Source organism: Mesorhizobium sp. B3-1-9 (genome assembly GCF_006439595.1).
Classification (GTDB): domain Bacteria; phylum Pseudomonadota; class Alphaproteobacteria; order Rhizobiales; family Rhizobiaceae; genus Mesorhizobium.
In genome coordinates, this window is sequence record NZ_VFTJ01000015.1 from 103,824 (window position 1) to 117,157 (window position 13,334).

General features: G+C 63.4%; 12 protein-coding genes. 3 read left to right on the forward strand and 9 right to left on the reverse strand.

The features are described 5' to 3' along the window. Positions 1–85: 85 nt before the first annotated feature. The 8 genes from rpmG to FJW07_RS23215 form a co-directional block, all read right to left on the reverse strand. Positions 86–253, reverse strand: a complete 168-nt coding sequence (rpmG, locus tag FJW07_RS23180) for a 50S ribosomal protein L33 (protein ID WP_006201775.1) — start codon at positions 251–253, stop codon at positions 86–88. Positions 254–409: 156 nt separating this feature from the next. Beyond that, positions 410–868, reverse strand: coding sequence for a hypothetical protein (locus tag FJW07_RS23185; protein ID WP_140858905.1), 459 nt, complete (start codon positions 866–868; stop codon positions 410–412). A gap of 93 nt (positions 869–961) precedes the next feature. Next, positions 962–2,137, reverse strand: a complete 1,176-nt coding sequence (locus tag FJW07_RS23190; RefSeq protein ID WP_140709625.1) for an MFS transporter — start codon at positions 2,135–2,137, stop codon at positions 962–964. Positions 2,138–2,157: 20 nt separating this feature from the next. Further along, entirely contained in the window at positions 2,158–2,898 is a 741-nt protein-coding gene (locus FJW07_RS23195) for an NUDIX domain-containing protein (RefSeq protein WP_140858906.1), read from the reverse strand. 91 nt (positions 2,899–2,989) lie between these two features. Next, a complete protein-coding gene (locus tag FJW07_RS23200) occupies positions 2,990–3,433 on the reverse strand; it encodes a DUF983 domain-containing protein (protein ID WP_140783238.1) in 444 nt (147 codons plus the stop codon). Further along, complete coding sequence (rnr, locus tag FJW07_RS23205; RefSeq protein ID WP_140858907.1) at positions 3,433–5,739, reverse strand: ribonuclease R; 2,307 nt, start codon at positions 5,737–5,739, stop codon at positions 3,433–3,435. Before rnr ends, FJW07_RS23200 begins: the two co-directional genes overlap by 1 nt. 6 nt (positions 5,740–5,745) lie before the next feature. Beyond that, positions 5,746–8,313, reverse strand: coding sequence for a type I DNA topoisomerase (gene topA, locus FJW07_RS23210; RefSeq protein ID WP_140651170.1), 2,568 nt, complete (start codon positions 8,311–8,313; stop codon positions 5,746–5,748). 343 nt (positions 8,314–8,656) lie between these two features. Next, the gene (locus FJW07_RS23215; protein WP_140858908.1) at positions 8,657–9,034 is read right to left on the reverse strand and encodes a hypothetical protein; all 378 of its coding nucleotides are present in this window, start codon (positions 9,032–9,034) and stop codon (positions 8,657–8,659) included. 165 nt (positions 9,035–9,199) lie between these two features. Here FJW07_RS23215 and FJW07_RS23220 point away from each other — a divergent pair, with 165 nt between their 5' ends. Beyond that, positions 9,200–9,946: a cytochrome c biogenesis CcdA family protein gene (locus FJW07_RS23220; protein ID WP_140858909.1), complete on the forward strand. Its 747-nt coding sequence runs from the start codon at positions 9,200–9,202 to the stop codon at positions 9,944–9,946. A 26-nt stretch (positions 9,947–9,972) separates the two neighbouring features. Here FJW07_RS23220 and FJW07_RS23225 read toward each other — a convergent pair whose 3' ends face one another. Continuing rightward, a complete protein-coding gene (locus FJW07_RS23225) occupies positions 9,973–11,100 on the reverse strand; it encodes a hypothetical protein (RefSeq protein ID WP_140858910.1) in 1,128 nt (375 codons plus the stop codon). Between the two features lie 229 nt (positions 11,101–11,329). On the opposite strand from FJW07_RS23225, the gene FJW07_RS23230 reads away from it, so the two are divergent. After that, entirely contained in the window at positions 11,330–11,767 is a 438-nt protein-coding gene (locus FJW07_RS23230) for a nuclear transport factor 2 family protein (RefSeq protein WP_140646170.1), read from the forward strand. A 145-nt stretch (positions 11,768–11,912) separates the two neighbouring features. Then, positions 11,913–13,280: a bifunctional UDP-N-acetylglucosamine diphosphorylase/glucosamine-1-phosphate N-acetyltransferase GlmU gene (gene glmU, locus FJW07_RS23235; RefSeq protein WP_140651164.1), complete on the forward strand. Its 1,368-nt coding sequence runs from the start codon at positions 11,913–11,915 to the stop codon at positions 13,278–13,280. Positions 13,281–13,334 lie beyond the last annotated feature (54 nt).

Here is a 13,334-nt window from a genome sequence, read left to right on the forward strand (position 1 = left end):
AAACCGTGTCGGACTTTTCCTGGAATTGCTCCAAAACAAAAACGCCGCCCGAGGGGCGGCGTTTTGATTTCTCGGGATAACCAGATTACTTGATCTTGGTTTCCTTGAACTCGACGTGCTTCTTGGCGACCGGGTCGTACTTGCGGAACGAGAGCTTGTCCGTCTTGGTACGGCTGTTCTTGCTGGTGACGTAGAAGAACCCGGTGTCGGCGGTCGACAGAAGCTTGATCTTGATGTTTGCGGCTTTGGCCATGATTTTCGTCCGTTAATGTTCGTGGAGTTTTGGCCGCTGGAGCACGGGGAAAACACCCGGACGCGGGAAACTTGGCGCGACACATAAAGAACGCGCCCGGAAAGTCAAGCCCGGGCGCCTTCCCTGCCCCATTTGGACATGGCCGATCTCGCCGCTTCAGGCGTTCTCGCCGACCCGCTGAGCCGTTTTTTTCCAGTCGCCCGTGGTGTTCCACCAACGGTTGGGATTGGCATGGTCGTCAAGACCCTTGGAACGGCTGGCGAGTAGCGGTTGGATGCGGATGACGGGCTCCTGATAGGAGTGGGCCTGGAATATCGCCTCGACGACACGAGCGGCGAGCGGCTGGTCGTCGGCGATCTCGAACGACACTTCAACGGTGCCGGGCCGCCGGCGCAATTCCGTCTCGGCGCCCGCGGCGGCGCCCTCGAGCGGCCGATAGCGCTCGACGCCTTGCGCCGACTGATAGGCGTTGCTGTCATATTTGCCCATGCGCAGCGGCGTGATCGCCACCACCGCCTCCATGATGCGCTCGACATCGGCGGCCGGCGCCTGGAATGTGACGAGCAGAAGCAGTTCCATCCTGAGGGATTTGGTTTCAAAGCCGCTGTCGATCATCGCAATTCTCCTACTTCGCGCTGGAAACAGGGTATAGCAGGGGTGCTGCTGACACGGTGATGTCAGGATGCCCGACGCTTCAGCGGCATTTGCCTACAGAATCTTGCGCACCAGCCTGACCAGGATCAGAGCCATGTAGGCAGCGAAGAAAAAGGCCAGCGACCAGCCGAAGCCGGATGGACCGAAGGCATCCATGCCGATGCCGATCGCCTGCGGACCCAGCACCATGCCGACGCCATAGCAAAGCACGAAGGCAGCATTGGCGGATGCCAGTTCATGGCCGGACAGCTGCGAGCCGAGATGGGCAAGGCCGATCGTGTACATGGCGGCGACGACGCCGCCCCAGACGAACAGGAGGGCCGCCATCAGATGCCAGTTCTGTGCGAAGAACGGCATGAAGACCGTGCCGATGAGGCCGACCGTGGCGCAGGCCAGCAGCAGGTAGCGCCGGTCGGAAACGCGGTCGCTGATCATGCCGATCGGGATCTGCAGAAGCACATTGCCGAGCCCGATCATTGTCAGGAGCAGCGCGGCGTCGGCTTCCGAATAGCCGATACGGCTGCCATAGACGGGGAAGAGCGAGAAACCGCCGGTCTCGACGGCGCCGAAAACAAGCACGGCGAAGGTCGCGGTCGGCACCAGCCAGATATAGCGCAGGAAGTGGCTGGTCTCGCTGTCGGCGACGATGGTCGGACTCTCGTTGCGGGCCGCCAGCACCGGAATAGCGGCAAGCGTCACCAGCGCTATGGTGACGCCGAACGGCAGGAAGCCCGTGCTGCCGAGATGGGCGAACAGCCAGGGTCCGGCGGCAAAGCCGAGCGACAGCACGGTGGCGTAGATGCCAAGCACAAGGCCGCGCCGGTTCGGCGGGGCGGAGGTGCTGATCCAGAATTCCGACAGGATGAACAGCACCGTCAGCGAGATGTGCAGGGCGACGCGGAGCGGAAACCACATCCAGAAATCCGGCGCGAAATGGAAGCCGACAAAGGCGAGCGCGCCGATGGCAATCATCAACAGCATGGTCCAGGCGACGCCGAGCCGCATGGCAAGCGGGGTGGCGAGCGGCGCGCCGGCAATCGAGGCGAGACCGGCGACGGCCGTGTTGAGGCCGATCATCGAAGCGGAATGGCCGCGGCTTTCCAGAATGACGCTGAGCAGCGGCATGCCGAGGCCGATGGCGATGCCGACGACGCTGATCGAGGAGATCGCCGCGATCATCGGCAGCCAGTGTACGCGTTCGTCGCCCTGTTCTTGGGTATCGACCGTCATGGGATCAAAATGCTCTGCTTCTAAAGGACTTCGCGGACAAAGCGGTTGCGGACGAGCCGGAAGAACGGCACGGCGCCCCCCGGCCGAAGCAAGGGATCGTCGGCAAGCCGACTTTCCAGTTCTTCCAGGATCATGCCGGTAATGTCTGGGATGTCGGCCTTGCGGGCATCGGCAAGCGGCAGCCAGACGAGTTCTTCGAGCTCGTTGGTCGGGCCGCCGCCGGGCAATTCCACGGCAACGTCGTGGCGCCAGGCGCTGAAGAAACGCGTATCGAAACGGCGCACGCGATTGGGCGGAGTGATGGCGCGGGCGATGAAGCGGAGCACGTCCAGCGAGGGGACCACGCCATGTTCGGCGAAACCCTGCCAGTCGTGCTTCGCGGTCGAGAAGGCGCCCTTGCGGCCGATCAGCAGGCCGGCTTCCTCATAGGTCTCGCGAATCGCCGACAGGGCGATTGCCCGCGCCCGCGCCGCGCTCGCGCGGCCAGGGCCTGAGACCAGCTTTTCCTCCTCTTCGCCGCGCAGAGGGGCGGCGACGGGAATGCGGCTGTCGGTGGGATCGGTGCGGCCGCCGGGGAAGACGAATTTCCCGGGCATGAAGGCGTGCCCGGCATGGCGCCGGCCCATCAGCACCAGAACGTCCTTGCCCCGGCGATCGAGCAGAATGAGGGTCGCGGCATCGCGCGGACGCAGCGCCCGGCCGTTGCGCACGGCCAGGCCCTTATCGAGCTTGTCGACATCCGCCTTGGTCATTCGTTCCATGCGCTCGACCTAGCGGAAACTTCCCGGATGCGAAAGTGGCTTGCGCGTCGCGGCCTTTGCACCAGGGCCGGCAGCGGCGCGACCTGGCTTATCAATGGCTCTCGAATTCGTCTTTCTCGTCGCCGAAGCCGTGCATATAAAGCGCCCATTGCAGGCCGATGACGGCGCCCTTGACCGGCTGCAGCAGCACGAGCGCGAGAATGATGGTCAACGGCACCCAGATCAGCGCGTGCTGCCAGGTCGAGAGCGTGGTGGCGGCCTCCACCGCCATGAATGAGCCAACCACGATATGGCCGACGATGACGATGACCAGATAGGCAGGCAGGTCGTCCGCGCGATGGTGGTGCAGTTCCTCGCCGCAGACCTCGCACTTGTCCACGGGCTTCACGAAAGCGTGGAACAACTTTCCCTTGCCGCAATGCGGGCAACGGCCGAGCATGCCGCGCTTGATCGCCGCCCACAGCGGGCGCGCGCCGCGGCCTGAGTGGTGCTCGCCGCCGAAAACCTGTTCTTCCACCCGCAAATCGCCTGGCATCATCTTCTCCTGCCGCGCGGACCGACGCGCGATTGCGACGCGCGGGCGCGGCCTTTGGCCTTGTGGAACGACCGCTTTGAGCCGGGCAGGGGCTTCGGGTCGGTCAGCATCTCGAAACGCATCGCACCGGCCATCGGCGCGACCTCGACCAACCGGACTTCGACGCGGTCGGCAAGCTGAAAGCCCTTGCCGGTGCGTTCCCCGAACAGCGATCGGGCGGTTTCGTCATAGATATAGTAGTCGCCGCCCAGAGTTGACACCGGAATAAAGCCGTCGGCGCCGTACTGCGGCAATTGGACAAAGAGGCCCGCCTTGGTGACGCCGGAAATGCGCGCGTCGAACGTGTCGTTGACGCGCTCGGCGAGATAGGCGGCGATCAGCCGGTCGACCGTATCGCGCTCGGCGGCCATGGCGCGGCGTTCCGTGGCCGAGATCAGGGCGGCGGCCTCTTCCAGCCTGTCCGCCTCCTGCTGCGTCAAGCCGCCGGGACCCAGACCAAGCGCCGCGATCAATCCGCGGTGCACGATCAGATCTGCATAGCGGCGGATCGGCGAGGTGAAATGCGCGTAGCGCCTGAGGTTGAGGCCGAAATGGCCGATATTCTTCGGCGAATACTCGGCCTGGCTCTGCGAGCGCAGCACCACTTCGTTGACCAGCGCCTCGTTGTCGGCGCCGCGCACCCGCTCCAGGATGCCGTTGAATTGGCTAGGCCGCATCTGCGCGCCGCGCGCCAAGGACAGGCTGAGCGTCTGCAGGAACTCGCGCAGCGATTCCTGTTTGGCGAGCGACGGCGCGTCATGGATGCGATAGACGAGCGGCTCTTTCCTGCCCTCCAGGGTTTCGGCGGCGGCAACATTGGCCTGGATCATGAACTCTTCGATCAGCTTATGCGCATCGAGTCGCTCCGGCACGGTGACCCGGTCGACCGTGCCGTCGGGCTTCAACAGGATCTTGCGCTCCGGCAGGTCGAGCTCCAGCGGCTGGCGGGCGTCGCGGCCGCGCTTCAGCACCGCGTAGGCGTCCCAGAGCGGCTTCAGCACGCCATCGAGGATCGGCCGCGTCTTGTCGTCGGGCACGCCGTCGATCGCGGCCTGCGCCTGCGGATAGGCGAGCTTGGCGGCCGACTTCATCATGACGCGGTGGAAGGAGTGCCTGAGCTTGCGGCCTTCCGAGGAGAAGGTCATGCGCACGGCGATGGCCGGCCTGTCCTCGCCTTCGCGCAGCGAGCAGAGATCGTTGGAGATGCGTTCGGGCAGCATCGGCACGACGCGGTCCGGAAAATAGACCGAATTGCCGCGCTTCAAGGCTTCGCGGTCGAGCGGCGTGCCATAGCGCACATAGGCGGCGACATCGGCGATCGCCACGGTGACGACGACGCCTCCGGGATTCTTCTCGTCCGCATCGGGCGTGGCGAAGACGGCGTCGTCATGGTCCTTCGCGTCGGCCGGATCGATGGTCACCAGCGGCAGGTTGCGCCAATCCTCGCGGTGATCGAGCGTCGCCGGCTTCACCGCTTCGGCCTCGGCAATCACGTCCGCCGGAAAGACATGGGGAATGTCGTGGGCGTGGATGGCGATCATCGAGACAGCCTTCTCGCTGCTCAGCGATCCCAGCACCGCCAGCACTTTCGCCCTGGGCAGTCCGTAACGGGATGCCCGCGCCGGCTCGACCTCGACCAGGTCGCCGTTTTTGGCGCCGTTCTGGAATTCCTTGTCGACGATCAGCTCTGGCTGGCGCCGTTCGACCGGCTCGATGCGGAAAGTGCCGTCTTTCAGCACGCGGAAGACACCGAGCACCGCGTCGCTGCGCTTCTCGAAGATCTTCATCACCCGCCCGGTATAGGCGGGGCCTGACGGATCGTCGGTCGGGAAGGTCTTGGCAAGCACGCGGTCGCCGATGCCGGGCACCGGGCCGTTGGCGCCGCGCGAAATGCGAATGGCGATGACGGGCGGCGAGCCGTTGCCAGTGTATTCGTTCGGATGCGCCAGAAGCATGCCGTCATCGTCGCGGCCGAAAATGTCGAGCACCGCGACATGAGGCACGGCGCCCGCGCGGGTGAGTCGCTTGCGCTCCTTGTTGAGGAGGCCCTCGTCCTGCAGGTCGCGCAACAGGTCTTTCAGCCAGATGCGGTCCTCGCCGCGCAGCGCGAAGGCCTTGGCGATCTCGCGCTTGCCGGAGCGGTCGGGATTTTCGGCGATGTAGCGCAGGACCTCGTCACGCGAGGGACGGTAGTCGTCTTTGACCTTGGCCCTGGTGTCGGCGTGGCGCGGATCGCCGTGGCTTCTTCCGGAGATCCTGCGCGCCACGTCCCGCTATCCCTTCTTCGCCGCCCTGCGGAAGGGTTTTTTGCCGCCTCCGCCCTTGGCCTCCCTTTCGGCAATCAGGGTGAGCGCCTCTTCCATCGTCACCGATTGCGGATCCTTGCCCTTGGGCAGCGTCGCATTGACCTTGCCGTAGTTGACATAGGGCCCGTATTTGCCGTCGCGCACGACGATCTTGCCGCCGCCGTCGGGATGGTCGCCAAGCTCCTTGAGCGCCGCGGCGGTGCCGCCATTGCGGCCGCCCTTGCCCTTCTGCTGCTTCTCGGCAATCACCGAGACGGCGCGGTTCAGACCGATCGAGAACACGTCCTCGATGCTTTCCAGATTGGCATAGGTGCCGTCATGCAGCACGAACGGGCCGTAGCGCCCGAGGCCGGCCGAGATCATCTTGCCGGTTTCGGGATGTTTTCCGACGTCACGCGGCAGGGCCAGCAGCGCCAGCGCCTTTTCGTGGTCGATCGACTCGGGCGTCCAGCCCTTGGGCAGGCTCGAGCGCTTGGCCTCCTTGCCTTCGCCACGCTGGATATAGGGCCCGAAACGGCCGCTCCTCAGCGTGATTTCCTCGGCGGTGTAAGGATCCTTGCCGAGCAGCTTGACGCCGTCGTCGCCATTGCCGTTCTCGCCATTGGGGTTGGCGGCGTCGCCGAGCTGGCGGGTGTAGGAACACTCCGGATAATTCGAGCAGCCGACGAAGGCGCCGAACTTGCCGAGTTTCAGCGAAAGGTTGCCTGAGCCGCATTTCGGGCAAATGCGCGGGTTGGAGCCGTCCTCGCGTTCCGGGAAGACAAGCGGCGCCAGTTCTTCGTTGAGCGCATCGAGCACGTCCGTGACGCGCAGTTCCTTGATGTCGTCGACGGCGCCGGAAAAATCCTTCCAGAAGTCGCGCAGCACGTCCTTCCAGGCGAGCTTGCCGTCGGAAATCTCGTCGAGCTTTTCCTCGAGCGAAGCGGTGAAATCATACTCGACATAACGCTCGAAGAAGCTTTCGAGGAAAGCAGAGAGCAGCCGGCCCTTGGCCTGCGGCACCAGCCTGCGCCGGTCGATGGTGACGTAGTCGCGATCCTCGAGCGTCTTCAGGATCGCGGTGTAGGTCGACGGCCGGCCAATGCCCAGCTCTTCCAGCTTCTTGATCAGCGACGCCTCGGAGTAGCGCGGCGGCGGCTCGGTGGTGTGCTGGGTGGCGTTGATCGCCTGGCGGGCGAGCTGCTCGCCGGAGCGGATCTCGGGCAGACGGCGGCTCTCCTCGTCCTCCGCGTCCTCGTCCTTCTGGTCGGTATAGGCGGCGATGAAGCCGTCGAAGCGGATAACTGAACCGACGGCGCGAAGCTCAGCAGTGCGAGCGCCATTGACCGCCTCGATCTCGACCGTGGTGCGTTCGATCTCGGCCGGCTGCATCTGGCTGGCGATGGCGCGCTTCCAGATCAGCTCATAGAGGCGGGCCTGGTCGGCGTCGAGATACTGCCTGACCGATTGAGGCGTGCGGTTGAAATCGGTCGGGCGGATCGCCTCGTGCGCTTCCTGGGCGTTCTTGGCCTTGGTGGTGTAGTAACGCGGCTTTTCCGGCAGGTATTTCGCGCCGAACTCGCTGACGATGGCGCTGCGGGCAGCCTCGATCGCCTCGGGCGCCATCTGCACGCCGTCGGTTCGCATATAGGTGATGAGGCCGGCGGTCTCGCCGCCGACATCCATGCCTTCATAGAGCTTTTGCGCCACCTGCATGGTGCGCGTGGCCGAGAAGCCGAGCCCGGAGGAGGCGGCCTGCTGCAGCGTCGAGGTGGTGAAGGGCGGGCCGGGATTGCGCTTGGTGGGCTTGGCCTCGACCGACAACGCCTTGAAGGTCGCGCCCTCCAGCATCGCCTTGATGTCGTCGGCCTGAGCCTTGTTGGCGATGTCGAGCTTCTGCAGCTTCTTGCCGGCAAAGGCGGTCAGCCGCGCTTCGAAACTGTCCGTGCGCGGCGTGTCGAGGATGGCAGCGATCTGCCAGTATTCCTCGCGGATGAAGCGTTCGATCTCGGATTCGCGGTCGCAGACCAGGCGCAGCGCCACCGACTGCACGCGGCCGGCCGAGCGGGCGCCCGGCAGCTTGCGCCACAGCACCGGCGAGAGCGTGAAGCCGACGAGATAATCGAGCGCACGGCGAGCGAGATAGGCGTCGACCAGCGGCGCGTCGATCTGGCGCGGATTGGCCATGGCATCGAGCACCGAGGCCTTGGTGATGGCGTTGAAGACGACGCGGCTGACCGGCTTGTCCTTCAGCGCGCGCTTCTGCTTCAGGACTTCCAGCACATGCCAGGAAATCGCCTCGCCCTCGCGATCCGGGTCGGTGGCGAGGATCAGCCCGTCGGCATCCTTGACCGCCTTGGCGATGTCGGCGAGGCGCTTGCCCGACGCGGTGTCGACCGACCAGGACATGGCGAAGTCCTCGTCAGGGCGGACCGAGCCGTCCTTGGCCGGCAGATCGCGGACATGGCCGAAGGAGGCCAGGACCTTATAGTTCTTGCCCAGATATTTGTTGATTGTCTTCGCCTTGGCCGGCGATTCGACGACGACGACGTCCATGAGGTCTCTTAATCAGCTGTGAGGTGGCGGAAGAACTCCGCGATGCACGACGAAATCCCACTCTTTTCGTCGCTCACATGGCCGCGCTTTTGCAATCGGTCAAGGGGAGGCGGGCAATTTGGGAAGCGGCCGCCGGCAATACACTCTTAGAGTGTATGGCAAAGATCACATTTTTTGGGGATGGAGGCGTGCGCGCCTCGTATCACGCCGGGACGGCCTGTGCCGGCCAGTCGAGTCGAGGGACAGTGACGAGGCGCTGGCCCCGCCCGGAAAGATCCCTGGCCGCCAAATCAAACCAATTCGGCGGCCAGGCAGTCTTCCGCATGCCAGCGGTGGGAGAAACTCAATCTGCCTTGACGACGTGCCAGGCGCCGGCAACGCCTTCGCCGGTCATGTCGCCGGCCTTCTTGTCCTTGACGAAGGTATAGACCGGCTTGCCGTCATAGGCCCACATCTTGCTGCCATCGGTGCGGTCGACGATCGTCCATTCATCGTCGGCCTTGGCGCCGGCCTCGGCCTTCAGCGGCGGCCAGTTGGCGGCGCATTTGTCGTAGCAGCTGGATTTACCCTTCTTGTCCTTGTCGAACGTGTAAAGCGTCATGCCTTTGGCGTCGGTATAGATCTTCTTGCCGCCGACTTCAGCTTCCTTCCATGCGTCGGCGGCATGGGACGCTGCAGTGCCGAGCAGAAGGGCGGCAAACCCGAGTGCGATCGATTTCATGACAATCTCCCTGAGAACGAGCGCGCGGCAATCGCGCGCCTATTCCGACAACGCATTGGCGCGGCTGTTTCTTCCTTGGCGAAGCGGCGACGTGCCACACAATGGTGATTGGCAGGCGCGCGCCTGCATCGCTATATCGACGCCAGCACAATCGGGACTCATTGGATGGCATTGGACATCGGCTATGTCAGCGCGGTCGGAGCAGGGGCGATCTCTTTCCTGTCGCCTTGCGTGCTGCCGCTGGTGCCGCCCTATCTCTGCTACATGGCCGGCGTTTCGGTCGACGATTTCCGCGGCAATCAGAGCGCCACGGCAAAGGAAGGCGCGCGTGGCGCGCTGCTCTACGCTTCGCTCGCCTTCGTGCTCGGCTTTTCCTCCGTCTTCGTGGCGCTCGGGGCCGGCGCCTCGACCATCGGCCGCCTGCTGCGCGTCTGGCAGGAGCCGCTGGCGATGGCGGCGGGCGTGCTGATCATCATCATGGGCCTCAACTTCCTCGGCATCCTGCGCATTCCGCTCCTGTCGCGCGAGGCGCGCTTCCAGTCGCAGGGCAAGCCTGCCAGCATGATCGCGGCCTATGTCATGGGGCTGGCCTTCGCCTTCGGCTGGACGCCTTGCATCGGCCCGGTGCTGGGGCCGATCCTGACTTTAGCCGGCGGGCGCGAGACCGTTGGCGAGGGCGCGCTGCTGCTTGCCGCCTATTCGCTGGGCCTAGGCATCCCGTTCCTGATCGCGGCGCTGTTTTCCGGTGCCTTCATGCGTTTCCTCGGCAAATTCCGCGTCCATCTCGGCCGTGTGGAAAAGGCGATCGGCGCGCTGCTGGTCGTCGCCGGCGTGTTCTTCCTGACCGGCGGCGTGCAGAGCGCGTCGTATTGGCTGCTGGAGAATTTTCCGGTGCTGGGACGGCTGGGGTAGCGGTCCGGCGCCCGTTTTGTGAGTCGTCAGAAATGAGGCTCGACACGCTGGAAAACGCAAATGGTCTTGAACCCATCAGCAAGCGGCCGGACGAGGACAGCGGTGGGGCGCTGGTCCCGGTTGGAAGGTTGGGCCAGCAAGTAAAGCCGTCCATCGATCCGCTGCGTATCGAAGTGCACGTAGCGCCGGCTTACATTCGGGTAGAGGCGGGGGAGTTGGCCTGATATGACGCTCCATCCCGAGGGCAATTCGTCCGAAAACGTGTCGCCGTCGTCAAGCATACTCTCTTTCAGGACTGTCGATGGATCAGCTGCGAGCGGCGCCAAGAGCATGACATCGCCGTCGAAATAATGATTGGTTCCACTCCAGCGGACAAGCTTGCGACGCACGCCGGGCGAGACCTCGATCGTCGCCACCTTGATGTCGAGATCTTGCTGCGCGGTGTCCGTGGGAAAGACGTTGGCGTTGTCGTTCGTGGAGGTGCTGACGTTCTCAAATCCTTCCTGTCGAAGACGCAGGAATTTTCGACAAAGACGCGGCTCAGTCGTTCCATGCGTCAGCAATATGGTGCCAACCGGTGGCCGGCGACCCAGCGGCGCATATTCGACGCGATCGACCTTGTACCGGTTCAGTTGGAAAGGCTCATCCAGGCAGACAATGGGTCCCTTGTCCGGCGCCTCGTCTCCGACGACATGACAATAGCTAAGCCGATCCGGCCTGATCACCATCCCGATCAGCCAGCGCTTTTTGTCCGTCGCGTAGCTAGGCTTCCACTCTTTGCGCGAAAAAATCTTTCGCTTCGCAATCCAAAGGCTGAAGAAGGCTGGCGGATCGGCGCCGCCCTGACCATACCCAAAAGCCTGGTCTTGCCCATCACGGAGGCGGATCGTCCAGCCATTGACCATGGTGCAATTCGATCGACCCGTGGTAGGCGTCGCCGATAATCCCTGATCGACGCTGGTGGGCAGTCGGCGATACCCGACCGGATCTTCGTCCATCGTCAGGGTAAAGCGGATCAGCGCGACGTTACGGCCGGGTTGGCAAACAACCTCGGCATGCGGAGTGGTGTAATCGGCCCGAGCCGTGCCCGGACAGATCGATATGAAAATGAAAAAAATAAACACGGCGAAAGCTTCAAAGCCGTGGCTCAACATCTGAAGCCTTTCCTTCAGTGCACGCCGGCGCCATAAACGGGGCGACCAGATGAATGATGACGACGGTATCTAACACAAACTTTTTCCCGAAATTTCTGCAATACCAAGGACCACTGAGAAACTGTTGGAAAATTTTGTGCGTGGGCGGTTGGCTCGATACCCAGATCGGAACGATGCCGAAAAGCCGACGTTGCCGAATCGCAAGCACAACACCGATAGCGAGGCGATAATGGTAGCCAAGGCGGACGTGCAAAAGTTCTTCAAGACCTACGAGAAGGTCTACAACGACGCGATCGCCGGCAATGTCGACATGGACGATTTTGGAGCGATGTATTCGACTGGATTTGTCTCGGTCACCCCGGCTGGCGTCATGGTCGGCGAGAACGGCAAGAAATTTCAAGATACGATGAGGAAGGGTTTTGAAGCCTATCGGGCGATGGGCAGCAAGACGATGACCTGCAAGGATGTCTCGGTGACGGCCATCGATCAGGACCGTTGCGTGGCCAAGGTAGAGTGGTCGGGCGAATACGAACGCAAGGACAAAAGGCTCGTGACCATCGATTTCGAAGTCGATTATCTCGTCGAAAGGCGCGAAGGCAGCCTGAAGGTGTTTGGCTGGATCGCCGGCGACGAGCAGGCGGAATTCAACAAGCACGGGCTGTTGTAAGCTCTGCCCGTCGGATTTGGTCGTGGACCAGCTGATTAAGAGTCAGCCGCTCCACCATCTCACCGGAATTTAACCGCATTGGTGCAGCATAGCGCCAATGCTAAATGTGCCTTGATTCCAAACCTTTTCATACGGTTGCCCCTACATGAGCCAGAGATCCTGCCTGTCCGTCATCCTCGCCGCCGGCGAAGGTACCCGCATGAAAAGCGCTACGCCCAAGGTGCTGCATGCGATTGCAGGGCTGCCGATGGTGGCTCACGTGGTGAGGGCCGCCGAAGGAGCTGGCGCGACCGGCGTGGCGCTGGTGATCGGCCACGGCGCCGACGAGATGCGCAAGGCGGCACAGAAATTCGCGCCAAAGGCTGAGACTTTCGTGCAAGAGAAGCGGCTCGGCACCGCGCACGCGGTGCTTGCTGCTCGCGAAGCGATATCAAAGGGTTATGACGATATTCTCGTCATGTTCGGCGACACGCCGTTGATCGATGCGCAGGCGCTGGCGGCTGCGCGGCAGAAGTTGGCGGAGGGCGCTGCCGTCGCCGTCATCGGCTTTCGCCCGCCAAGCCCGACCGGCTACGGCCGTTTGATCGAAAAGGGTGGCAAGCTCGTCGCCATCCGCGAGGAGAAGGACTGTTCCGAGGCGGAAAAGAAGATCGGCTTCTGCAATGCCGGCATGATGGCGGTGGCGGGCAAGCATGCGGTGCGGCTGCTCGACAAGGTCGGCAACAAGAATGCCAAGGGCGAGTTCTACCTCACCGACATCGTCGAGATCGCCGGCGCGGAAGGCCTCGATGTGGTGGCGACGGAAGCGGGGTTCGAAAGCGCGCTCGGCATCAACAACCGGGCCGAGCTTGCCGAGGCGGAATCGATCTGGCAGGCGCGCCGGCGGCGCGAGGCCATGCTGTCCGGCGTGACGCTGATCGCGCCCGAAACTGTCTATTTCTCGCACGATACCGAAATCGGCGCCGACACGATCGTCGAGCCGAATGTCTGGTTCGGCCCGGGCGTCAGGATCGCGTCGGGCGCCAAGATCCATGCTTTCAGCCATATCGAGGGCGCGACGATCGCCTCGAACTGCGATGTCGGGCCGTTTGCGCGGCTCAGGCCCGGCGCCGATCTTCGAAACAAGGCAAAAGTCGGTAATTTCTGCGAGGTCAAGCAGGCGACGATAGAGGAGGGCGCCAAGGTCAACCACCTGACCTATATCGGCGACGCGCGCGTGGGTGCCGCGGCCAATATCGGCGCGGGCACCATCACCTGCAATTATGACGGCTACTCGAAATTCTTCACCGACATCGGCGAGGGGGCCTTTGTCGGCTCGAATTCCTCGCTGGTGGCGCCTGTCACGATCGGCAAGGGCGGCTATATCGCCTCCGGCAGCGTGATCACCGAGAGCGTGCCGGACGACGCGCTGGCCTTCGGCCGCGCCCGCCAAAAGACGATCCCCGGGAAGGGCAAGGAGCTGCGCGAGCGCTTCGCCTCGGCCGCCGCGGCGAGGAAGAAGGCGGCGGAATGATTTTCAGCGCTTCCTTGCGGAGGCGGTTGCAACTCGGTCAGATATGAACGAGTG